At 42.6% G+C, this 22,509-nt stretch carries 21 protein-coding genes; 16 read left to right on the forward strand and 5 right to left on the reverse strand.

Annotation, left to right across the window (positions count from 1 at the left end; all coding sequences use genetic code 11):
* The first annotated feature begins 2 nt into the window (after positions 1-2).
* The 6 genes from hisB to CLV32_RS09575 are packed head-to-tail and all read left to right on the forward strand — an operon-like array spanning position 3 to position 4,728.
* On the forward strand, positions 3-1,136 hold the full coding sequence (hisB, locus tag CLV32_RS09550) for a bifunctional histidinol-phosphatase/imidazoleglycerol-phosphate dehydratase HisB (RefSeq protein ID WP_133554808.1): 1,134 nt from the start codon (positions 3-5) through the stop codon (positions 1,134-1,136).
* Entirely contained in the window at positions 1,136-1,729 is a 594-nt protein-coding gene (gene hisH / locus CLV32_RS09555; RefSeq protein ID WP_133554810.1) for an imidazole glycerol phosphate synthase subunit HisH, read from the forward strand. The genes hisB and hisH overlap by 1 nt, the downstream gene beginning before the upstream one ends.
* Position 1,730: 1 nt before the next feature.
* Complete coding sequence (hisA, locus tag CLV32_RS09560) at positions 1,731-2,480, forward strand: 1-(5-phosphoribosyl)-5-[(5-phosphoribosylamino)methylideneamino]imidazole-4-carboxamide isomerase (RefSeq protein WP_133554812.1); 750 nt, start codon at positions 1,731-1,733, stop codon at positions 2,478-2,480.
* A gap of 3 nt (positions 2,481-2,483) precedes the next feature.
* Positions 2,484-3,239, forward strand: coding sequence for an imidazole glycerol phosphate synthase subunit HisF (gene hisF, locus CLV32_RS09565; protein WP_133554814.1), 756 nt, complete (start codon positions 2,484-2,486; stop codon positions 3,237-3,239).
* Positions 3,236-3,826 (forward strand): bifunctional phosphoribosyl-AMP cyclohydrolase/phosphoribosyl-ATP diphosphatase HisIE, encoded by a 591-nt coding sequence (hisIE, locus tag CLV32_RS09570; protein WP_133554816.1) that lies wholly within the window; start codon positions 3,236-3,238, stop codon positions 3,824-3,826. Before hisF ends, hisIE begins: the two co-directional genes overlap by 4 nt.
* A gap of 5 nt (positions 3,827-3,831) precedes the next feature.
* Positions 3,832-4,728 (forward strand): WD40 repeat domain-containing protein, encoded by an 897-nt coding sequence (locus CLV32_RS09575; protein WP_133554818.1) that lies wholly within the window; start codon positions 3,832-3,834, stop codon positions 4,726-4,728.
* Here CLV32_RS09575 and CLV32_RS09580 read toward each other — a convergent pair.
* Together CLV32_RS09580 and CLV32_RS09585 are read right to left on the reverse strand one after the other, a co-directional pair.
* Positions 4,725-10,607, reverse strand: a complete 5,883-nt coding sequence (locus CLV32_RS09580; protein ID WP_133554820.1) for an alpha-2-macroglobulin family protein — start codon at positions 10,605-10,607, stop codon at positions 4,725-4,727. The genes CLV32_RS09575 and CLV32_RS09580 overlap by 4 nt on opposite strands.
* A gap of 62 nt (positions 10,608-10,669) precedes the next feature.
* Positions 10,670-11,449 (reverse strand): C40 family peptidase, encoded by a 780-nt coding sequence (locus CLV32_RS09585; protein ID WP_133554822.1) that lies wholly within the window; start codon positions 11,447-11,449, stop codon positions 10,670-10,672.
* 88 nt (positions 11,450-11,537) lie between these two features.
* Here CLV32_RS09585 and CLV32_RS09590 point away from each other — a divergent pair, with 88 nt between their 5' ends.
* On the forward strand, positions 11,538-11,984 hold the full coding sequence (locus tag CLV32_RS09590) for a universal stress protein (protein WP_133554824.1): 447 nt from the start codon (positions 11,538-11,540) through the stop codon (positions 11,982-11,984).
* Positions 11,985-12,056: 72 nt separating this feature from the next.
* Here CLV32_RS09590 and CLV32_RS09595 read toward each other — a convergent pair whose 3' ends face one another.
* Positions 12,057-12,407, reverse strand: a complete 351-nt coding sequence (locus tag CLV32_RS09595) for a 4Fe-4S dicluster domain-containing protein (protein ID WP_133554825.1) — start codon at positions 12,405-12,407, stop codon at positions 12,057-12,059.
* Between the two features lie 75 nt (positions 12,408-12,482).
* Between CLV32_RS09595 and CLV32_RS09600 the strand changes: the two genes are divergently transcribed.
* The 9 genes from CLV32_RS09600 (at position 12,483) to CLV32_RS09640 (ending at position 21,472) form a co-directional block, all read left to right on the forward strand.
* The gene (locus tag CLV32_RS09600; RefSeq protein WP_133554826.1) at positions 12,483-13,496 is read left to right on the forward strand and encodes an acyl-CoA reductase; all 1,014 of its coding nucleotides are present in this window, start codon (positions 12,483-12,485) and stop codon (positions 13,494-13,496) included.
* Positions 13,486-15,402: a T9SS type B sorting domain-containing protein gene (locus tag CLV32_RS09605; protein WP_133554827.1), complete on the forward strand. Its 1,917-nt coding sequence runs from the start codon at positions 13,486-13,488 to the stop codon at positions 15,400-15,402. Before CLV32_RS09600 ends, CLV32_RS09605 begins: the two co-directional genes overlap by 11 nt.
* Before the next feature lie 39 nt (positions 15,403-15,441).
* A complete protein-coding gene (locus CLV32_RS09610) occupies positions 15,442-15,645 on the forward strand; it encodes a fructose-6-phosphate aldolase (protein WP_133554828.1) in 204 nt (67 codons plus the stop codon).
* A 2-nt stretch (positions 15,646-15,647) separates the two neighbouring features.
* Complete coding sequence (locus CLV32_RS09615; RefSeq protein ID WP_133554829.1) at positions 15,648-16,331, forward strand: cell division ATP-binding protein FtsE; 684 nt, start codon at positions 15,648-15,650, stop codon at positions 16,329-16,331.
* A gap of 128 nt (positions 16,332-16,459) precedes the next feature.
* Positions 16,460-17,050: a nucleotide exchange factor GrpE gene (locus CLV32_RS09620; protein ID WP_133554830.1), complete on the forward strand. Its 591-nt coding sequence runs from the start codon at positions 16,460-16,462 to the stop codon at positions 17,048-17,050.
* A gap of 4 nt (positions 17,051-17,054) precedes the next feature.
* Positions 17,055-18,230 carry a molecular chaperone DnaJ gene (gene dnaJ / locus CLV32_RS09625; protein WP_133554831.1) on the forward strand — a complete coding sequence of 392 codons (1,176 nt, stop codon included), beginning with the start codon at positions 17,055-17,057 and terminating at the stop codon, positions 18,228-18,230.
* A gap of 108 nt (positions 18,231-18,338) precedes the next feature.
* The gene (locus CLV32_RS09630; RefSeq protein ID WP_133554832.1) at positions 18,339-19,244 is read left to right on the forward strand and encodes an ABC transporter ATP-binding protein; all 906 of its coding nucleotides are present in this window, start codon (positions 18,339-18,341) and stop codon (positions 19,242-19,244) included.
* A gap of 5 nt (positions 19,245-19,249) precedes the next feature.
* Positions 19,250-20,566: an ABC transporter permease gene (locus tag CLV32_RS09635; protein WP_133554833.1), complete on the forward strand. Its 1,317-nt coding sequence runs from the start codon at positions 19,250-19,252 to the stop codon at positions 20,564-20,566.
* The gene (locus CLV32_RS09640; RefSeq protein WP_133554834.1) at positions 20,567-21,472 is read left to right on the forward strand and encodes a Ppx/GppA phosphatase family protein; all 906 of its coding nucleotides are present in this window, start codon (positions 20,567-20,569) and stop codon (positions 21,470-21,472) included. It abuts the gene before it with no gap.
* Here CLV32_RS09640 and CLV32_RS09645 read toward each other — a convergent pair.
* Entirely contained in the window at positions 21,458-22,027 is a 570-nt protein-coding gene (locus tag CLV32_RS09645; RefSeq protein ID WP_133554835.1) for a Maf family protein, read from the reverse strand. The two genes, CLV32_RS09640 and CLV32_RS09645, sit on opposite strands and share 15 nt — an antisense overlap.
* Positions 22,028-22,097: 70 nt before the next feature.
* Positions 22,098-22,490 carry a hypothetical protein gene (locus tag CLV32_RS09650; RefSeq protein WP_133554836.1) on the reverse strand — a complete coding sequence of 131 codons (393 nt, stop codon included), beginning with the start codon at positions 22,488-22,490 and terminating at the stop codon, positions 22,098-22,100.
* Positions 22,491-22,509 lie beyond the last annotated feature (19 nt).

Below are 22,509 nucleotides of genomic sequence, written 5' to 3' on the forward strand. Positions count from 1 at the left end.
TTATGAAAAAACTACTCTTTATAGACCGCGATGGCACGTTAATTACAGAGCCCGAAGACGAACAAATCGATTCTTTTGCTAAGTTAATTTTCTACCCCAGGTCCTTATATTACCTGTCAAAAATTGCTGCAGAGCTCGACTTCAGGTTAATCATGGTGACCAATCAGGATGGTTTAGGGACCGATTCGCATCCTGAAATCAACTTCTGGCCTGTACATAACTTCGTACTGGACACGTTTAAAAATGAAGGTGTGACCTTCGATGAGGTAATTATAGACAAGACCTTTGCCCATGAAAATGCGTCAACAAGAAAACCGAATACTGGTCTTTTGCAGCATTTTCTGACTGGCGGCTATGATTTGGCGAATTCTTTCGTAATTGGCGACCGGCTTAACGACGTGGTCTTAGCCAAAAACCTCGGCGCTAAAGCAATCTGGTTAAGAAATAATGATCTACTGGGTGCTAATGAGATGCTCGATAAAGCAGAAACTCTGAAAGAATATATTGCATTGGAAACCAGCAATTGGGCAGATATTTATACAATGCTGCGCGCAGGAACACGTACGGTAAAACACGAACGTAATACCAATGAAACTAAAATCAGCATTGAACTTGACCTTGATGGAACGGGTAAAGCGGAAATCAGTACCGGACTAAATTTCTTTGATCATATGCTGGATCAAATCGCACGTCACGGCGGAATAGACCTGAAAATCACGACTAAAGGTGATCTTCATATTGATGAGCACCACACTATTGAAGATACTGGGATTGCCCTCGGCGAAGCCTTTGCTAAAGCAATAGGAAATAAACTGGGATTGGAACGTTATGGCTTTTGCCTGCCTATGGATGATTGCCTGGCTCAGGCTGCAATAGACTTTGGTGGGAGGCCCTGGATTGTCTGGGATGCTGATTTTAAACGGGAAAAGGTAGGTGATGTCCCTACAGAAATGTTCTTCCATTTCTTCAAATCCTTTACCGATGCTGCAAAATGCAACCTGAATATCAAAGCGGAAGGAGATAACGAACACCATAAAATAGAAGCTATATTTAAAGCTTTTGCAAAAGCTATTAAGGTTGCGATTAAACGTGATCCCGAAAAGCTAGTCTTACCAAGTACTAAAGGACTTTTATAATGATCGGAATCGTAAATTATGGTGCAGGAAACATCTTTTCGCTTACTGCAGCGCTAGAAAGACTAGACATTCAGTATGGCATGATCAATACGGAGGCTGATTTTGACCAATATACCCACATTATCATTCCTGGTGTGGGCCATGCCGGAGCCGCCATGAAAAAGCTTAACGATACGGGATTGGTTAATGCCATCCGTGCCTTAAAAAAACCTGTATTGGGCATTTGCGTGGGCATGCAACTGCTTACCGCGCATTCTGAAGAAGGAGATGCAGCGTTGCTCAACATTATCCCGGTGAACACGAAACTGTTTGACAAAGAGCTCGGTATCAAAATACCACACATGGGCTGGAATAATGTCGATACCAAAAACAATTTATTATTCCATGGTGTTGAAAATTCTGCACAATTTTATTTCGTGCATTCGTACTTTATTGAATATAACCCTACTTTTGACATCGCAGCAGTAAATTATGGTGCTCCCTTTTCTGCTGCAATACAAAGAGATAACTTCTTTGGCGTTCAATTTCACCCTGAGAAATCAGGCGCCGCCGGAGAGCAATTATTAAGAAACTTTTCAAACTTAAAACAGTAAAATGTATATAATTCCTGCAATTGATATTCTAGATGGTAAGGTTGTTCGCCTGAGAGAAGGTGACTATGATCAGAAAACAGTTTATGATGTTTCCATCGCCGAAATGATCGAAACCTACCGGTCTAACGGTACAGAATTTATACATATCATTGATCTCAACGGCGCAAAGGGCGATTTCAGTAATCAGAAAGCGCTGTTCGATATCATCAAAAAAACAGATATGCGTGTGCAATACGGCGGTGGTATCCGTACTATTGAGCAAGTAACGAGTCTGCTGGATGCTGGTATCCACCGTGTAATTGTTGGTACACAAGCCATCACAAATCCTGATTTCCTGAAAGAACTTAGCACTGAAGTAGGCAAAAAATATGACTATGCCAATCGGATTGTTATTGCTATTGATGTATTGGATGAAGTGATCAAGTACTCCGGATGGATGGAAAGCTCTCCGATCAAGCTGATGGATTATGTTGACAAGTGCCTGCAACTAGGCTTTTTCAGGTTCCTGTGCACAGATATCAATAAAGATGGAAAATTGGGTGGTGCAGCGGTAGATTTATACAAAAAGCTATTGGAACATAGTCCTTTTATTAAATTAATTGCTTCGGGGGGCATCAGCTCTATGGCGGATATCGAAGAGCTTTCACAATACGACATCCGCTCGGTAGTAGTTGGAAAGGCAATCTACGAAAACCGGATCAGTATTGATGAGATCAAAGAATGGAATTTAAAAGCCCTTACTTCGCTTTAAGAGATGCTAAGTAAAAGGATCATCCCCTGTCTGGATGTAAAAGACGGACGTACGGTAAAAGGAGTTAATTTCGTCGACCTGAAAGATGCAGGCGATCCTGTTGAACTGGCTTGGCAGTATGCACAGCAAGGTGCCGATGAGCTCGTATTTCTGGACATTACAGCGACCAATGAGCGTCGGAAAACGATGATCGAGATGGTAAAAGCAGTAGCCAGACAACTCAATATCCCTTTTACAATTGGAGGTGGAATCACATCAATTGCAGATGCTGAAGCCTTGCTGAATGCCGGTGCTGATAAAATCAGTATTAACTCCGCAGCGGTCAAAGACCCTACTTTAATTGAAACACTGGCAAAAGCTTTTGGAGTGCAGTTTGTAGTGGTAGCAGTAGATACAAAGGCTGTTGCTGAGGGTAATCGTGTGCACCTCAATGGCGGTAGAGTGATGACAGCATTAGACACTGCCACCTGGATAAAGCAGGCCGAAGAACTTGGCGCAGGTGAGATTTTACTCACATCCATGGATCATGATGGCACCAAACAAGGCTTTGATTTGCTGTTGCTGGATCAGATCAGCAAAAGCATTAACATACCAGTTATCGCCTCCGGTGGAGCAGGAAAAATTGAACATTTTACCGATGTGTTCCTCAAAACAGGCGTAGATGCAGCCTTAGCTGCTTCAGTATTTCATTTTGGTGAAATCCCTATCCCTGTACTAAAACAAGAATTAAAAAAATACAACATACCAGTAAGGTTATGACAATAGATTTCGAAAAAACCCAGGGTTTAGTTCCTGTGATTATCCAGGATGTACAAACGCTAGAGGTTTTAATGCTGGGTTATATGAATGCAGAAGCCTGGGCAAAAACACAGACAGAAGGCAAGGTAACTTTCTTTTCCCGATCAAAAAACAGACTTTGGACCAAAGGTGAAGAGAGCGGAAACTTTCTTTTTGTAAAGGAAACGCATATAGATTGCGATAACGACACGATCCTGATTAAGGCCTCTCCTGTTGGTCCTACTTGCCATACAGGCAGTCGCAGTTGCTTCCAGACCAACTACAACCAGAACTTCATTTTTGAATTAGAAAAAGTTATTGAATCTCGATATGATAACCCTTCCGAGACTTCTTATGTAAATAAGTTGCGCGGCAAAGGTCTCAACAAAATAGCACAGAAGGTAGGAGAAGAAGCGGTAGAAACAGTAATCGCTGCCCTGGCAGAAACTGATGTTGATTTCATCAATGAAAGCTCTGACCTGGTATTTCACCTTCTCGTGTTGCTTCGCGAAAAAGGCAAAACATTGCAAGACATTGCACTTAACCTGGAACACAGACATAAGGGATAACAGCTATGCTGAGACATGTAATTACATTACCAGGTCACCAAAATCCTGTGTATGCGCTAACTACGAGTGCAGACCAGGATGTGTTTTTTACGGCCGGTAATGATAAAGGAATTGTTGAATGGTCACTAAATCAAAAGGCCTTCGTTAAAGTGCTGATGCCCGTAAAGAGTTCTGTCTATAGCATGGTCTTTGATGGCCAACTGCTCTTTAGCGGGGAACGAAGTGGTACGGTAAACGTATTCGACCTTGCCACATCCCAACTTTTAAGCAGCTTCCAGGCACACGAAAAACCGGTATTCGATATCAAGGTAGTTGCCGAAAAAAATGAATTCCTGACCTCCAGCGAAGATGGTACCGTAGCCATCTGGTCCTTGAAAGATTACAGCCTTTTATACCGCATTAACATCGCTAAAGAAACTGTGCGGACAATGTCGATCAGCAATAACCTCAAAGAACTTGCTGTAGGCACCAAGGCGGGTATCATCTGCATCTACGATCTGGAGGATTATGCATTACTGAGCCAGTTTCAAGCGCACGATTTGCCTGTGACCTCATTGCAATATAGTCCAGATGGCAGGTCTCTGCTTTCCGGAGGTAGAGATGCCCAGCTTAAAGCCTGGTCACTTCCGGAATATACCCAAACACAGCATATTCCCGCCCATCTCTATAGCATTTACAGCATCGCTTTCCATCCTGTGTTGCCTTATTTTGCTACAGGAAGTCAGGACAAAAGTATCAAGATCTGGGGCGCTGAAAACTATAAACTCTATAAGATCTTAAGCATAGAAAAGGGCACTGAGGGTCATACGCACTCTGTAAATAAACTCAGCTGGTCGGCCGATGGAAGGTACCTCCTTTCCACCGGCGACGATAAGCTCGTTATGATTTGGGAAATGATTTAGTTTCCCACGCCAATTTTCTTCATGCCTTCCCGGCCATAAAAAACAGGAAAATACATCAGCTCTGCTTTCGCAGGATTTAGGTTGTACACGCCTGAATACCGTGGCATCAGCTCAATATAAAAAGTGTGTTTCCCTTGCTTTAACTTAGTGCAGAAAATCGATGTCTTTTCTTTGAAATACTCCCTGTGACTTTCCAGGCCCCAATAGCTCTGGGTCTTGTTTTCATAAGAGCAACCTGCAGGAATAGGGACTTCAATCATCACATAATCGCCATCGGCGCGCGCCTCAACTTCAACTTTTAACCGCGTAGCCTGCCCGGCCTTAAGCCTCTTTACGGGGATACCCTGCTGCTCGAAGCTGCTGGTTACCACAAAATCTTTACTTACTTTCTCCGGTTTGGGATTGAAAAATTGCTGATAAGCGGTCACGTAAACCGGAGCATTTCCTTTCTTACTGAGCTGTACCGCCTGCGCTGCCGAGAGTGTTTTTTGATAAGGAAACTGTGTTACCATTTCGCCATTTACGGTTAGTGATGCGGGTTGATAGCTTTTGTTATTCTGGATAAGTTTAGGCAGGATCGTTTCTAAAATTAAAGATGATTCATAGGTATTTCTCCATTGACCGCTTTTACGTTGTTCCAGGAAGTACCGTGTAATCTGATCTAATACTGCTTCGTATCCACCCTCAGCATTCAATATGCGGTAAGCCAATAAAGTATTTTGAATGCTATTGTCCCAGAAACTGTTATTCGGCTCTCCCCAATAGACATTCCCAAACATCGTTTCTTTTTTGCGTTTCAAAAGACCCTGAATATCCACCTTTGCACCAGACTGCTGTTTCAGTGCCATAAGTTCCAACTCCTGATATAAACTGCGCTTCTTCAATTCTGTTGAATTCTCAATTGTTTCAATCCAACTCTTGGCGCTGAAATCCGGATTAATCAACATCAGTAGTTTTAAGAGTTCCGTCTGATCATATACTGAAGCAAAATGCAATTGATCGCTCAGGTAAGTACTCAGCTTTTTTGTATCCAGGTTAACAGTATAACCTGCATTTTTTGCTTCCAGTAGTGCACTAACTACATGGCGACTAATCCAATACGATGATGGGCTATCCTGCCACCAGCCCCAGGTCCCTTCCGGCCGTTTACTTACACTTATTTTCTTTAGTAAGAGTTGAATATCCTTTTCATGCTTAAATTCTTCTTTTAGATATTGTCTGAGTTTTTTCTCCAGCAACAAGGCTTTCAGCTTGGATGCCATTTGCTCGTTACACAAATACTCATAGCTCCTCAGCTTGGTAATTTCATCCAATAATACTGGAAATACTGATGCCTCGGCATACAAGCTAATCTTACCTAAATGGGCATCAAACTGATAATTGATCGTGGTATCTTTCAACAAGGCGTCAAAATAACCCTTTGTCTCCTGCACTCCTGCAGGGACAACTGGCACCTTACGGATTTCTCCGTCAAAATAGCCGTTATCTTGTTTCAGGGTATACTCAAACCTTAAACTATCTGAGCCTTTTGCCACAATCTCAATCGTGTCCAGGTGGGCATTTTTGAAATTGACAGCACTATTTAGGCGTTCAGTCCCATTGTATACAAACCGGCGATTCACTTTAAGCTCCCCCCCACTGTAGTTCATTAATTTACCCATCACATCGATAGAATCACCTGTCACAGCAAACTGAGGGGAAACAAAGTTGGCACTTAATGTCTTAAAAGACTTAATGTTGATATTAGCTTGGCCGCTTTGCTTGTTTCCATTCATAGCGATTACTTTTGTTGTCCAGCTGGTGATATCATCCGGAAAGGTCACTTTAAAACTCGCTTTACCGGCTGCATCTGTTAGCAATTTAGGTTGCCAGATCGCATAATCTGAAAAGTTTGTCCGCATATTTCCTGTCTGCTCAATCAGAGATCCATCTCCGCTTATTCCCGTATTACCCTTTTTCGTGGTTACAATAACAACACCATTTGCAGCCATAGATCCATAAATAGCCGTTGCCGTAGCATCCTTTAATGTCTGTATATTGGAAATTTCATTCGGATCTATTCCACTGATTCCGCCCGCAACAACCACACCATCTACAATATAAAGTGGCGGCTGTCCGGTGGGCATTGAATTTAGACCTCTGATCTGTACGATCATGTCGGCCGGCAGCCCACCCACACTTACGCCTGCAGCACGACCTTGCAGCACCGTTGCTACAGATTCAGCCATTGCTCTTTTACTTTGCACACCATAACCAATTACAACTACTTCATTGAGCGAACTGCTATCAGGCTCAAGATAAATGTTACCCACATCTCCCAATCTTATTTTAACCTCTTTGCTCTGGTAGCCGATGGACTGAATAAGCAGCATACCTTTTTCAGGCACCGCAATCACGAAATGGCCATTTACATCAGTTATCGCCGGTCGGTTATAACCTTTTACCTGAATCCGTACGCCTGGCAAAGGTCGCTTGTCCTCACCATACACATAGCCCGCCATGCTGAAATTAAAAACGTAACGCTCTATGCCGTAATGCTCATTAAAAGATTCAGCTACCTGAAGCGCCAGGGCCTGACTTTCCTCATAAGTTTCCTGTTTAAACCCAGTAGACTTAATCTGCTGATCAATTTTTTTACTCATCTCATCTGCAGCTTGCAAAGGCTGTTTCCATTTGAAATAATTAGCACCATCCATATTAATTTTAACGTCTTTAGCTACAAAGTACCGGTTGTCTTTAAAGAGATACAGCATGCTATAGGTACCTGCTTGCAGCGCACTAAAATAAGTCGTATTACCAGGATAGATCTCTACAAAGTCTGGCTCTCCTTCTTTATAAATCAAAATGTTTTTAAGATAATTACTTGCTTTGAAAACAGTCTGATCCACTTCCATACTGAGCGTGCCGGTTGTTTTCTTATCACCACTATACCTATGGGTAAAAAGCTGACTGGTGCGGCTCCGCAAATCCAGATGGTCGTTCCAAAGACTATCAATCGCATTTTTATCCAGATATTGCTGTTTATAATCAGTCTGCGGCTTCTGATAGGTTAAATCTCGACTAAATATATACGGATTGACTTCTGCCTTCTGCTTCAGCAGTCCGGGAAAAAAAGTATAGGTATAACCAGGTTCGTTTAGAAAGTTCTGATCCAGCTTTCCAGATTTGAAACGAAGAATTTGTTCTCTTAACGGGCCAACTAAGAGCTGACTTCCGCGTCTGACATCGGGTGGTGGATTAAGTAGTATAACTTGCTGATCAGTGCTCACCACGGCTTTCTGCCCATTAAAGTTGTCGGTTATACGCATCATATAGCGCTGTAACGCATCAGCCTCCAGTTTATCCAACACCGATGGCTGTATTGTAACCTGTGCTCGGGTATTGGCAACATCTGCAGCCACACCAAGTATGTATTTTTGCTTCGGTTGGAAGAGATAGCCTGTTAAAGTTGCTGCAAAGTTTGCACTACGCAGTGTAATATCATGCTTTCCAGAATCAACCCTGAACACATAATTCTGAAGCTGGTCCGTCTGGTTAAAATAAACCGGCCTTCGGTCAATATACACGATACTTACAGGCTCAACAGTACCATCCTTAATTAAAAAAGGCATGACCTCTGCAAGTTTGTCTTTTACAGGTTCTATATGTTCGTATACCTCTTTTGGATGCATAAACTGATAATATGCGATGGTATCTAAATGCATTGCCCTGGCCCACTTTTGCCAGTTCAGTCGCAACATACCATCTTCTACCAATTCTTTGATTGCTGGTTGTATAGCTTCTTTACGAAGTTTATAACTTTTGGCAAAGGATGGCAGATACACATCCCTTCCATTTTTAAATTTAGATGTATAAGCCAATGCAGTTACATCTATACCGGCAACCGGAATCTTTTCTGTGTTAGTCACCTGCACCTGCATATTTACGCCCTGACCAGGATAAACAATTACTGGCGCAAAGAGATTGACATTTAAGGCATTGGCAAAATAACCCGCGCTTGCGCTGCGATTTTTCATCACACCAGCCCACTGGTAAGCCACTGTCAATTGCGCCGCAGCACCGTTACCATTTCTGATTATCGTATCCAGTCTTTTGGTGTAACCATTCATCATTACGCGTTTACCAGAAAATATGGTGTACCAAAAAGGAACCTGATGCGGATTATCAACAAAGATGCGCAAGGAATCTCTGCCTTGTTGAAGTTGAGGCTGTATGGCCTCATCAAGACCAGATAGTTCAACATCTTTCTGGTCATCACCTAACAAAAAATGTAAGGATTTATACCGCGTTGGAATTGGAATACCTGAGGGTAAATGTAGGCTGAGGGAGTCGACCGACTGATTTTCCCGGTCTTTGAATATTATGGTAGTCTTGCGTGCCTGCGACTTCCCATTGATATTATAATCCAACATCAAGCTGTCCTTGCTCAGCCTGGTTAACATCTTTTGATCAAGAACTTTATAGGTCAGATATTTGGAATCACTATGACTTTCATTGTTGGCGTTCAAAAATTTAATGTCTGCAAAAAAATCAACATCAGCCTTTGGAAAGATACTATAAGGTATCGTGAAAACTGTTTCTCCTACAGGATCCAAATTCATATCCTTTTCAAACAAAACAGTTTTCAGGAAAACCCTTTCAGCGCTAAGATTTCTTGCGCGTAGTCCCCTGATCTTAATCGCTACGCGACCATCGGGGACGGCAAGGCCATTTTCGTCAACAGCACGCATAAAAACTTTGATAGGATTTCCTGGTGTATGCACATCTTTATCTGTACGGACCGAAAAGTCAAGCGCTTTAAGCTCGTAATCTTCATACCTAAATCTGCCTCTGTACGCATCCGTCAACTTATCGCCATGCTGTTCCCTAAGCACCAGTTCATAGTCTTCATCCAGATCCAGATCAAGGCTATCTGCAATCACAAACGCGCCCTCATAAGCACCCTCCCGATACGGTTTTAGATTGGCTACAGTACCTTTAAAGTCTCCACGCGTATCGTAAATATCTGCCCTCAATGTTTTATTATAGATAGCTTTTCCCTTTTTATCCACCAGGTATGCCTTAAATCGAATACTATCTTTTGGCTTGTACATGGGCTTATTGAACACCATATAACCAGTATACAGGTCTACTTTAGGTGGATTTCGTCTCCCGTAATCCATATACTTATTTTTTTTCGGGAACAGACGCTTGAAGAAAGGTACTGGTCTGGGAGACTCAAGGTCATAGTTAAAAACGTTAACTACACCCTGGTAGCTGGCACGAATAACCTGGTTTTTATTACTGCTCCTGCCAACATAGAGTTTGGAATCGGCTTGGTAACGTGCCTTACTGCCTTTGCCCGTTATAACTTCCGCATTTGCAACGAGCTTGCCGTTTAAGTCGGTCAGGCTGAACTGGAAGTCTTTCGTATTATTAACAAATGCGAAAACCAGGTTTTGTACAGGTTCCACATGATAATCCAATCTGTTTCCCGCCGCATGAACATACAGATAATTGCCATAAGGAAGGGATTTCAGTTGCTGCTTAGGCTGATCGGCGGGCAAAGAATCCACCAAAGTATGCATCATCGCATCTGTTAACGCATCTTTTCCCTTAGCGGCAAGCGTAAATGCTTCTGAATTGCTTAGCTTATACACATAGGTGTAAAATGCAGACTGCCTGCCGGAACCCAACTTATGCTGCGCAAAAACTAAACTTCCGTTGAAAATAAACAGCAGCAATAGTAAAGATTTCGGCAACCAAATGAAGATAGCGCGGTATTGCTGATTGCGGAGCGCATTTGGAGCGTTGAGAACGTTAAGAGCGTTGAGAGCGTTGAGAACTTTAAGAGCGTTCAAAGCTTTGAGAGTCTTGAGAGCGTGTAAATATCTTTTCATAACCTGGTTTTTCGGGATGATGCAAACTCATCCTTCATTCCACAAGTTACAAGAAAATATTTTTACTTAAATTTTTTAATAATTCTTAAGTGGTGGGTATACTTATTCAATTCCTTGTTGAAAATCCCCTGATCATCGATAGGATCTATCCTTACTTTTGCTGATGAATGGATAATTTCTTTATTGCTAAGTAGAATACCAACATGCGTAATCTTACCTTCAGCATTATCAAAAAAGGCAACATCACCCAACTCTGCTGCTGCAAGGAAGTCAACAACACGACCTTCCAATGCCTGCTGTGATGCATCTCTCAGTAATCTGATCCCCATCAATTTATGTACAATTTGAACAAAACCTGAGCAATCTATGCCAAACAAGGTACGTCCGCCCCAGAGATAGGGAGCGTTAAGGAAAAAACGGGAGATTTGTTCGACATCATACTGAGGCTGAGTGAAGTCAACAACTAACGGCTCAAATTCTACACGATACACTTGATTTCCGATACGGCATTTTCCTTCTGCATAATTTGGCAGCGTACTTCCGCTAAGCAAATAATAGGAACTTCCATCTTCTGCAGTGATTATGTTCTGCAAACCTGTAGGAACCAGATAAGCTGTTGCAGTATCCGGCAGAGGATCCGGACCCAGGCCGCCAAGCTGCCTGAAATCTACCCAACCTTCATAACCTTCATACCTGTTCTTAACAAGCCACCAGCCTCCAACTTTCTGCAACACCTCTACTTCATCTCCGAACAACAGCTGCGACGCAATCTCTGCCCTGTCCGATCCTGTAGCACGCAAGGGAGCTATAGCCACCCTGCAAATCCCAAATTCCTGTTCCATATATATAGGTATGCTTAGCTGTCTGTAGACAGCAAACTTTTAATCCAATTTTTTGTTAAATTTATAACAAATACTTAATTGGGTAGTCATGAACATCAACAAAATTCTTATCGCCGTAGACAATAGCACCTGCTCAGAAAATGCAGCGAAAACAGGCTATGAAGTAGCCAGGAAATTCGGCGCCGAAGTAGCTCTCGTCAACATCATTGAACCTATACCCGCAAATGTTAACCCGGATCTTACACTTGCTCCCGTGTTTCTGGAAACCTATGACAATAGCGACGAAAACAGTCACATTTTACTCAAGGAAGTGGAGAACAAGTTTTCAGAGGGGATCACTACAACTTATTTAAGCGTAATTGATAGCGCGGCCCATGGCATCGTGCAACAATCTGAAGAATGGCATGCAGACCTCATCGTTATTGGCACCTACGGTCGTGGTGGTTTATATCACTTTTTAATGGGGAGTGTGGCGGAAGATGTTGCCAGGAAATCGGCTGTTCCTACATTGATTGTTCCCTACAAGGAAAATTAAAAACCTTTAGTTAAACGAATAAAAAAGGCCGCTACATCAGTAACGGCCTTTTCCATGTCCAATGCCGGACTATTATCCTTCCTGGTGTAACCAGGCTTTTTTCTCTAATAACTCTGCTTCAGTTTCGCGAACATCTTCATCGTCCACACAGCAATCAACCGGACAAACTGCAGCACACTGTGGCTCATCATGGAACCCTTTACACTCTGTACACTTATCAGATACTATATAATAAACTTCATCAGATACCGCTTCCTGAGTAGCATCAGCTTCAATTTGTGTCGAACCAAAATCAATGATACCATTTAAGCTGGTACCATCAGAAAATCTCCAGGCCGTGCCTGCATCATAAATTGCATTATTAGGGCATTCAGGCTCACATGCTCCGCAGTTAATACATTCATCTGTTATTTTAATAGCCATGTCTTCTTCTATATGTATTGCTAAGCTTAACTTTGCGTTGCAAATATAACACTTATACTTTTAAATTACTTGAATATGCCAGTCCTAAGCCATGAAAAATTAATTATTGCATTTCATAAACTCAGCTTATTTATGGCCGAACAAGGGACAACTTTCGATCAGCTGTTGCAAAACTCAAGCAATTATAACGCCTGGTTTACGACTGCCGAAGTAGAGCGTGCCGTCAATGCCCTTCGTAATATGCTGAATAACACAGATCTGGAAAAATGGTTTGCTGATATTAAAATTAATCCAACACCTAAGAAAGTAGGACTGATCCTGGCAGGCAATATACCACTTGTGGGCTTCCATGATGTGATCAGCGTACTGGCAACAGGCAATATCGCGCTGATTAAGCTTTCTTCATCTGACAATAAGCTGATGCCTGCCCTCCTGGAAGAATTGATAAAGATTGAGCCACTGCTTGCTGATCGGATCCAATACGTAGAACGCCTCCAGGACTTCGATGCCATTATCGCCACGGGCAGCAACAACACCTCCAGGTATTTTGACTACTATTTCGGTAAGGTGCCCAACATTATCCGACGCAATAGAAATAGTGTTGCCGTGATCACAGGAAATGAAACCAAGCAACAGATCGCCGCCCTGGGGCACGATATCTTTGATTATTTTGGTCTCGGCTGCAGAAACGTATCCAAGATTTTTATTCCGGAGAACTACGATATTGCAGCTTTTTTTGAACCGCTGCAAGATTTTCAACCCATCATCAATCATTTCAAATTCAATAATAATTACGATTACAATAAATCTATTTATCTTGTCAATATGGTTCCACATTTTGACAATGGTTTTATCCTTCTTAAGGAAGATGAAGGCCTCTCTTCGCCCCTTGCAGTATTGTACTATCAACGGTATCAACAACTGGATGAGGTAAAGGAAATACTGGAACAGCAAAAAGATCAAATCCAGTGCATAGTATCGGCGGCAGAAGGACTGGACAACACACTGGAGTTCGGACAAAGTCAGCAACCCCGTTTATGGGACTATGCCGATAACGTCGACACCATCAAATTTCTAAATGCCCTTTAAAACACTACAAATCATTTTGTGCTGTATGCTTGGTTTTAGTCTGAGCATACAAGCGCAGATAGTTTGTACAGGGTCACTCGGAGATCCGGTAGTCAACATAGATTTCGGTAGAGGGACAGCAAATTACGGTCCTTCACTAAATAGCAACACCAATTACAGATATAAAGATAGTGGCAAACCCGATGATGGCGATTATGCTATTGTCAAATCTACTAACGGTATGCATGTTGGCGACTGGCACCAGATTACCAACCACACCCCTGACGATCCAAATGGGTACATGATGCTCGTTAATGCATCCACTAATCCAGGAATTTTTTACGAAACTTCCGTTTCTCAGCTTTGCCCAAATACGACCTATGAGTTCTCTGCCTGGGCAATCAACATTTTAACTTACAGTGGAAAAAAACCTAATCTGATTTTCTCTATCCTGGGGTCGGATGGAAAAACAGAGCTCGTTACGCCTTATGCTACCGGGGATATTCCTGAGGGTACCGCCAGCGACTGGAAGAAATATGGCTTCTTATTTACTACGCCATCCAATGTTTCGGATGTTATCATTCGTATTACAAATGCTGGTCCAGGTGGAATTGGCAATGACCTGGCATTGGACGACATTACCTTTAGGGCTTGCGGGCCAACGATTGTACCTAAGTTCAGCAATACCAGCGCGAATAGTACGGCGATCTGTGAAGGCGACAACTACAGCGTTACGCTTTCTGCAGCAGTTTCGGCTGGTTATAACGCACCAAGCTTTCAGTGGCAGCGAAATACAGGAACCTCATGGACGGATCTACCAGGACAAAATGCGACAACCTATACAACAAGCTTCACCAATGCTATAGCCGGAAATTATAAGTACCGACTTGCTGTTGCGGAAGGCAATAACATAAACTCCGCAAATTGCAGGATCCTTTCGCCCGAACTTAATGTCCTTGTCAATCCAAATCTCCCCCCAGTAATATCCGGATCTGGATCTGTCTGCCTCAACGAAACGATTTTACTGACGGTTCCGGAAGGCAAGGCTTACAGTTGGACCGGGCCAAACAACTTCAGCGCCAATACCCGGGCAATTAGTATTCCTTTTGCAACTTATGCTATGAGTGGAACTTACCGGGTCACTTATACTAGTCTGACAGACTGTATAAATAGCAATACCACACAGCTAACAGTTGAAGTTCCACCGGCACCGCAAGTCAGCTCAAATGTTGAAATTTGCGCAGGCACTGCAACAGAGTTGAAGGCCAGTGGTGGCAGTAGCTACATATGGACGCCCACAACAGGTTTATCGAATCCAAACGTGGCCAATCCTATCGCCAGTCCCTCTGCAACAACAACCTATTCCGTCGCCATTTCAAATGGTCTTTGTACTGCAACAAGACAAGTTAAGGTAACGGTAATCAAGAATGCTACAGCTGATGCAGGAACGGACCAGAAAATGATTCAGGGTCAAAGCATCCAGCTTCATGGTAAGCTCAGTGGCGATAACCTGACTTACTATTGGTCGCCGGCAGATTATCTCGACGACCCGACTAAACTCAATCCCATTGCCAGCCCGGTCAAAGATATTATATATACGCTAAACGTGATCTCGGCCAACTGCGTCAGCGCCGCAGACCAGGTTTTTATCCGGGTATTCCAGAAACTTAATATCCCAAATACCTTTTCGCCTAATAATGATAATGTAAACGACACCTGGGAAATTGAAGCCTTGGAAACTTACCCTGAGGCCACGATTAAAGTATTTAACAGAAATGGAGAAACCGTGTACACGGGAACATCAAAATCAGCACCATGGAATGGCAAGTATAATGGACAGATCTTGCCGGCGGGTGCCTATTATTATATTATTACACTGAATAGCGACATCAAAAACATCAGCGGCTGGCTAATGATTGTACGTTGATTCCCGATTTCTCATTTTGAAATACTATTTTTGAACAAAATGTATGTAATTAAAGTTAAAGGCATTGCAAAAATACCTGACTATGTGCAGCTACGGGATGATAAATTCACCTTGCTCGCCTATTTCAGGGTAGACCGTCCCGACAAGTCGCTAGACAAACTGGGACTGGCCGATCAATTGCCTTATATCATGGAAGTTGTTAAAGATCTGCCTTTCGGACAGATCGCGAAATTAGATATTTAAGCATGGCAGAAAACGCAGTTATTAATTTAAAAAATGTAGATGTTTACCAGCAAAAGCACCTGGTTTTATCTAATGTTAACCTCAATATAGATAAAGGTGAGTTTGTTTTCTTGATTGGTCAAACCGGCTCAGGAAAAAGCAGCTTGCTGAAAATTATCTATGGAGATCTGCATATAGGTAATGGAGAAGGACAAATTGCAGGCTTCGACCTGAAAAAACTTGCCCTGCGCGATGTCCCTTATCTTCGTAGAAAGTTGGGGATTGTATTTCAGGATTTCCAGCTGCTTACAGACCGTACAGTAGAAAAGAACCTGGAGTTTGTATTAAAATCTACAGGTTGGAACGATAAAAACCTGATTCAGGAACGTATCAAGGATGTACTGGACAAAGTAGGTCTGCGTTCAAAAATCAGAAAAATGCCCCATGAGATCTCCGGTGGTGAGCAACAACGTGTTGTTATTGCACGTGCACTGCTGAATAACCCTGAGATTATCCTTGCCGATGAGCCTACAGGTAACCTTGACCCCGATACTTCTGAAGAAATTGTAAATCTGTTAAAACAGATTTCACTGAGCGGAACCGCTGTACTCATGGCGACCCACGATTACCATATCATCCGTACCCTGCCCTCACGTATCATCAAATGTGAAGATGGCGTGGTACATGAAGATGCCACTATCAATTAATAAAATCTGCTGACAAAATTTTCATTTTCAGCCATAATGTTCAGTCTGTTGCAATGCAGACTGACAGCATGGCTGAAAATTACTGTTGGCAAAACTTTTGAGTTTACCACCGAAATTCTACTATACCCATGTTTAGCAAGAAGAAAAAGAACGATAACGAACATACGAATATGGAAAGCCATGCTGACGAGCAAAACAACACGCAGCCTGTAGACCAGGCCAATGGAGAAAATGTAAATGAAACTCCTGCGGAAACTGCAGCAGAACTTTCTGCTGAAGAAAAGTTAAAAGAAGAAAACGCCGCCTTGAATGACAAGTACTTAAGGTTATTTGCGGAATTCGACAATTATAAACGCCGTACTCAAAAGGAACGCGTAGAGCTGTTACAAACTGCTGGTAAAGATGTTATTGTTTCATTGTTACCTGTCCTTGATGATTTTGACAGAGCCCACAAGGCTACGGAAACAGCTACGGATGTTGCTGCAGTACGTGAAGGTGTACAGTTGGTACATCACAAGCTGAAAAATCTGCTGGTTCAGAAAGGACTGAAAGAAATGGAAAGTATCAATACTCCGTTCGACACAGATCTGCATGAAGCAATTACGAAAATCCCTGCGCCAAACGACGATATGAAGGGTAAGGTTATGGATGAGCTAGAAAAAGGATATACTTTAAATGATAAGGTAATTCGTTTTGCTAAAGTAGTAGTGGGTAGTTAATAAGATGAGCAAAAGAGATTATTACGATATATTAGGCGTTAGCAAAAGTTCTTCTGCTGATGAGATCAAAAAGGCTTACCGTAAGCTTGCGATCAAGTTTCACCCGGATAAAAACCCGGATGATAAATCTGCTGAAGATAAATTTAAGGAAGCTGCTGAAGCTTACGAGATCCTGAGCAACCCTGAGAAAAAACAAAGGTATGACCACTATGGCCATGCTGGAGTTGGTGGTGCATCTGGCGGCGGCGGTGGTTATGGCGGCGGTGGCATGAACATGGAAGATATCTTCAGCCAGTTTGGTGATATCTTTGGTGGCGGCGGCGGTGGCGGTAGCCCGTTCGATAGCTTCTTCGGTGGCGGTCAGCAGTCGCGTGGCGGTCGCCGCGTAGCTAAAGGATCAAACCTGCGCATTAAAGTAAAACTCACCCTGGAAGAAATTGCCAACGGTGCAGAGAAAAAAATAAAAGTTAACAAACAGATTGTTTGTAAAACCTGCGACGGATCTGGTGCTAAAGATAAATCGTCTGTAAGTACCTGTAAAACCTGTGGTGGTAGTGGCTCCGTAAGAAGGGTAACAAATACCATCCTCGGCCAGATGCAAACTACGTCTACCTGCCCTACCTGTAACGGTAGCGGTAGCCAGATCACAGCAAAATGTAACTCTTGTCATGGTGAAGGAACCGTACGCGGCGAAGAAACCATTACAATCAACATCCCTGCGGGTGTGAGTGACGGCATGCAGTTAAGCATGAGCGGAAAAGGTAATGCTGCTCCTAACGGCGGTATCCCGGGCGACCTGATCATCCTGATCGAGGAAACGCCACATGAGACCTTGAAACGTGAAGGAAACAACATCGTTTACGATCTGCATGTGAGCATCGTTGATGCAGCATTAGGCTACAGTGCCGAAGTGCCTACCATCGATGGTAAAGCTAAAATCAAAATCGAACCGGGAACCCAAAGTGGAAAACTCCTGCGCTTAAAAGGCAAAGGTATTCCTGAAGTAAATTCGTACCATAGAGGTGATCAGATCATTCATGTGAATATCTGGACACCAAAAGCACTGAGCAGCGAAGAACGCGCACTCCTGGAAAAACTCAGGGACTCGCCGAACTTCAAGCCGCAACCGGGCAAGAACGACAAGAGCTTCTTTGAAAAAATGAAAGAGTATTTTGAATAACATAAAGCCACCTTCGGGTGGCTTTTTTTATGCGCGATATTTTTTTTCACATTTGCTGTAACTATTCTGTACTTTGACTTACTAATTATCAGATTAAACTCAAAATGCATGCTCAGCGTAAAAAACATTGTAAAACAGTATGAGAACCACAGGGCACTGGACGACGTAAGTCTGGAAGTCCCAACAGGAAAGATCTTCGGCCTCTTAGGCCCTAACGGAGCGGGTAAAACCTCTCTGATCAGAATCATCACCCAAATTACTGCACCCGATAGCGGCGAAGTAATCTTTAATGGCAAAAAACTCGATTCCAGCCATATCGCACAAATCGGCTACCTGCCTGAAGAACGCGGTCTCTATAAAAAAATGGAGATCGGTGAACAGGTACTTTACCTATCCAAATTAAAAGGGCTCTCTACTGCCGAAGCCACTAAAAGAATCAAGTTCTGGTTTGAAAAACTGGGTATGGAAAGCTGGTGGAATAAAAAAGTGGAAGACCTCAGTAAAGGGATGCAGCAAAAAGTTCAGTTTGTGGCCACGATATTACACCAGCCGGAACTGATTATCCTTGATGAGCCTTTCTCAGGATTTGATCCGGTCAATGCCGATATCATCAAAAACGAAATCCTCGAGTTGAACAAACAGGGATCAACCTTTATCTTCTCTACCCACCGTATGGAATCCGTAGAGGAGCTTTGCGACCATATCGCCCTGATCAATCGCTCTAAAAAGATTCTTGACGGCTCTGTAGACGATATCAAAGATATGTACCGAAACAACACCTACTGGATCCAGTATGAAGGAAATTACGACCTTTCCGGTATTGCCTTATTGGGGACAGTACTCCAAACAGAACAGGTTAAAAACACAACCCTCATTAAGGTACAACTGCAGGAAGGACAATCGGTAAATGAACTCCTTGCTGCATTGTTGCCCTATGTAGCGATACACCGTCTCGATGAGGTGATTCCTACCATGAACGATATATTTATTGATAAGGTTAAAAACGTAAACTAACAGCCATGAACAAAATTTTACTCATCATACAAAGGGAATATTTATCACGGGTTAAGAAGAAGTCGTTTATCGTTATGACTTTATTAACCCCATTGATCATTGCCATCTTTTACGGAATCATTATCTATTTTTCGGTAAAGGGCGTTAACGGAACATTTACTAAAGTTGCCGTGATTAACGAGAATAAAACCCTTACAGAACAACTGAAATCGACACCTACATTTGGCTATACTTATGAAAACAAGTCGCTTGCCCAAATGAAAGCCGACTTAGGTAAAACAGGGTACGACTATATCCTGTACCTACCCGATTTCAAACTCGACAACCCAACCGGAGTTCAGATCCTGGGGACCAAACAAGCTGGCTTAACTTTAAGCGGACGGATTTCCTCCCAAATCGAAAACCTGATCAGAAACCAGAAACTCAAAGATTCAGGTTTAACGCAGGCTGATGTAGACAAGTTAAAATCAGATGTAGACATCAGTGTTAAAAAAATTGGTGAAACCGGTAAAGAGGAGGATTCAAGTGCCGGAGCAGCAACTATTATCGCCTATGTTTCTGGTGTAATTATGTTTATGTTCATCCTATTATATGGCATCCAGGTAATGCGCGGCGTGATCGAAGAGAAAACAAGTCGCATCATCGAAGTGATGATCTCTTCAGTAAAACCATTTCAACTGATGATGGGAAAAATTATTGGTATTGCACTGGTAGGACTTACTCAGTTTATCCTTTGGATTGTACTTACTGCCTCCATCTCAACTGTCGCCGTTAAAGTCCTTGTAGGTAAAGAAGAGGCAAAACAAATCAGCAGTATGCAGGCCGCAGGCCCCGGTAAACAGGCCGTACAGGCTGCAGGACCGATTGGGGATATCCAGAAAAGTCTGGCGAGTCTGAACTTCCCTAAAATTATCTCCGTTTTCTTTTTCTTTTTCATCGGAGGTTACCTGTTCTATAGTGCCTTATATGCTGCCATCGGTTCGGCTGTAGATAGTGAAACAGAAACACAGCAGTTTATGATGCCCGTCATGATGCCGCTGCTCCTGGGCTACGCACTTTCTTTAAGTGTTGTTACTACAGATCCTTATGGAAATATCGCCTTCTGGTTGTCTATAATTCCTTTTACTTCACCGATTGCCATGATGGTTAGGTTACCTTACGGTGTGCCCGATTGGCAACTGGCATTATCTATGCTATTACTGATTGTTGGTTTTATCGGCACTGTTTGGATGGCCTCAAGAATATACAGAGTCGGTATCCTGATGTATGGTAAAAAAACCAGCTTTAAGGAAATCCTGAAATGGTTCAGTTATAGGAATTAGATGATAGCAGCAGCAATAGATTTAGGAACAAATACCTTCCACCTCATCATCGCCAAAAGTGATGGCGGAGAACGTGGAGAACCAGAAATCTTATTTAAAACCAACCTACCGGTACGATTGGGGGAAGCCCGGATCAATCAGCAGGAAATTATACCAGCAGCCTTCGAAAGAGGGCTTCTGGCTTTAGAAGGCTTTGCAGAAGAAATCAAAAAGCACAATGTTGATGCAGTTAAGGCAGTGGCAACCGCTGCAGTGCGTAGCGCTGCTAATGGACAAGCCTTTGTTGATGCTGCTAAAGATCGCGCAGGTATCACTATAGAAATTATCAGTGGCGAGGAAGAAGCAGCTTATATATTTAAAGGTGTTGAAGCCACAGGTCTTGTTACCGACTGCAGCCTCATTATGGATATTGGCGGTGGAAGTACAGAATTCATTATCTGTAAACCAGGGGAAGTGCTTTGGAAACACAGTTACAACATTGGGGCAGCCCGGCTGATGCAGGGTTTCTTCAAGTCAGATCCCCTATCAGCCGAAGAAAAAGAAGCGATCATCAAACATCTGGATACTGAACTTCCCGAGCTATTTAAACAATGTGCAAAATGGCAACCTCAGTTATTAATAGGATCGGCCGGAGCCTTTGAAAGCTATGCGGCTATGCTCAACCCAGGTAACCACAATGCCAGCATAGCCATTACTCCATTCCGTACGTTGGCGGATAAATTGTTTAAGTCTACCCATGATGAACGCACGAAAATGGAAGGACTGATTCCCTTAAGAGTAGATATGATTGTTATGGCAGCATTGCTTACTAATTATGTACTGGATCATGCAGGCATTCCCGAGCTTAAGCTTTCTACATACGACCTTAAAATTGGCGTGCTGTATAGTTTATTAAAGTGCAGCTAAAGCGTTATACAATTTTTCTGTTGGTAGACCCATTACATTGGTATAAGAACCTTCAATTTTGGAAATGGCAACCATGCCCAGCCAATCCTGGATTCCGTAGGAGCCAGCTTTATCAAAAGGTTTATAATGTAGAATATAGTAGTCGATTTGTTCAGCACTTAAGGGCTTAAAAGTAACCGAAGTACGGTCATAGAAAGTAGAAACCTGATCATGCATGGCTAAACTCACCCCGGTGTATACTTCGTGCGTAGTATTTGACAATTTCATCAACATTTCTTTCGCATGTTCAGCGTCACGTGGTTTACCGAGGATTTCTCCATTCAACGCAACAATAGTATCGGCCGTGATAACCAATGCTTCGAGCTTATCGTCCATAAATGCCCTCGCTTTTTTCTCACTGATGTACAATGCGATTTCATGTGGCGCTAGTCCTTCCGGATAGCTTTCATCAACATCCTTTAACATCACTTCAAAGTCAAGATCCATTAAGGTCAGCAGTTCCTGACGACGTGGCGATTTTGAGGCTAATAGGATTGGGAACTTCAGGTTAAGCATAATTAAAATTTTCGCTAAAATAATAAAAGCGGCCCTAAAGCCGCTTTTATTATTTGATTATTGATGGAAATTATTTTCCACCACCATTAGGGCCACCGCCTCTGTTTTGCATAGCTGCTTTTCTTTCTTCTTTGTAAGCTTCGAATGCTTTTTTCTGATCGTCAGTTAACAAAGCTTCAACTTTTTTCTCAGTTTCACCTTGAATTTTCATCATACCAGCACGCATAGCTTCTCTGTCGTCACCTGCAGCTTCACGAGCTTTAGTCTGTGCAGCACTCTGCTCAACATACAATGCAGTAACTTTCGTTTTCTGATCGTCAGTCAATTTCAACTTCTCAGTCAACTGATCAACCATTCTCTTAGCACGCTCTTCAGGAGTTCCTTGAGGACGACCACCACCTTGTGCATTTGCAAATGTTATTACACTGAATAACAACGCGCAGATCATAAATACTTTTTTCATTTGTTTTGAATTTAATGGT

Origin of the sequence: Pedobacter duraquae, assembly GCF_004362245.1 — a bacterium.
In the GTDB taxonomy this organism is placed as follows: domain Bacteria; phylum Bacteroidota; class Bacteroidia; order Sphingobacteriales; family Sphingobacteriaceae; genus Pedobacter; species Pedobacter duraquae.

Bases quoted from the DNA above. Each gene is read 5' to 3' on its own strand.
- hisB (WP_133554808.1), top strand. From the start codon at position 3: ATGAAAAAACTACTCTTTATAGACCGCGATGGCACGTTAATTACAGAG.
- hisH (WP_133554810.1), top strand. From the start codon at position 1,136: ATGATCGGAATCGTAAATTATGGTGCAGGAAACATCTTTTCGCTTACT.
- hisA (WP_133554812.1), top strand. From the start codon at position 1,731: ATGTATATAATTCCTGCAATTGATATTCTAGATGGTAAGGTTGTTCGC.
- hisF (WP_133554814.1), top strand. From the start codon at position 2,484: ATGCTAAGTAAAAGGATCATCCCCTGTCTGGATGTAAAAGACGGACGT.
- hisIE (WP_133554816.1), top strand. From the start codon at position 3,236: ATGACAATAGATTTCGAAAAAACCCAGGGTTTAGTTCCTGTGATTATC.
- CLV32_RS09575 (WP_133554818.1), top strand. From the start codon at position 3,832: ATGCTGAGACATGTAATTACATTACCAGGTCACCAAAATCCTGTGTAT.
- CLV32_RS09580 (WP_133554820.1), bottom strand. From the start codon at position 10,607: ATGAAAAGATATTTACACGCTCTCAAGACTCTCAAAGCTTTGAACGCT.
- CLV32_RS09585 (WP_133554822.1), bottom strand. From the start codon at position 11,449: ATGGAACAGGAATTTGGGATTTGCAGGGTGGCTATAGCTCCCTTGCGT.
- CLV32_RS09590 (WP_133554824.1), top strand. From the start codon at position 11,538: ATGAACATCAACAAAATTCTTATCGCCGTAGACAATAGCACCTGCTCA.
- CLV32_RS09595 (WP_133554825.1), bottom strand. From the start codon at position 12,407: ATGGCTATTAAAATAACAGATGAATGTATTAACTGCGGAGCATGTGAG.
- CLV32_RS09600 (WP_133554826.1), top strand. From the start codon at position 12,483: ATGCCAGTCCTAAGCCATGAAAAATTAATTATTGCATTTCATAAACTC.
- CLV32_RS09605 (WP_133554827.1), top strand. From the start codon at position 13,486: ATGCCCTTTAAAACACTACAAATCATTTTGTGCTGTATGCTTGGTTTT.
- CLV32_RS09610 (WP_133554828.1), top strand. From the start codon at position 15,442: ATGTATGTAATTAAAGTTAAAGGCATTGCAAAAATACCTGACTATGTG.
- CLV32_RS09615 (WP_133554829.1), top strand. From the start codon at position 15,648: ATGGCAGAAAACGCAGTTATTAATTTAAAAAATGTAGATGTTTACCAG.
- CLV32_RS09620 (WP_133554830.1), top strand. From the start codon at position 16,460: ATGTTTAGCAAGAAGAAAAAGAACGATAACGAACATACGAATATGGAA.
- dnaJ (WP_133554831.1), top strand. From the start codon at position 17,055: ATGAGCAAAAGAGATTATTACGATATATTAGGCGTTAGCAAAAGTTCT.
- CLV32_RS09630 (WP_133554832.1), top strand. From the start codon at position 18,339: ATGCTCAGCGTAAAAAACATTGTAAAACAGTATGAGAACCACAGGGCA.
- CLV32_RS09635 (WP_133554833.1), top strand. From the start codon at position 19,250: ATGAACAAAATTTTACTCATCATACAAAGGGAATATTTATCACGGGTT.
- CLV32_RS09640 (WP_133554834.1), top strand. From the start codon at position 20,567: ATGATAGCAGCAGCAATAGATTTAGGAACAAATACCTTCCACCTCATC.
- CLV32_RS09645 (WP_133554835.1), bottom strand. From the start codon at position 22,027: ATGCTTAACCTGAAGTTCCCAATCCTATTAGCCTCAAAATCGCCACGT.
- CLV32_RS09650 (WP_133554836.1), bottom strand. From the start codon at position 22,490: ATGAAAAAAGTATTTATGATCTGCGCGTTGTTATTCAGTGTAATAACA.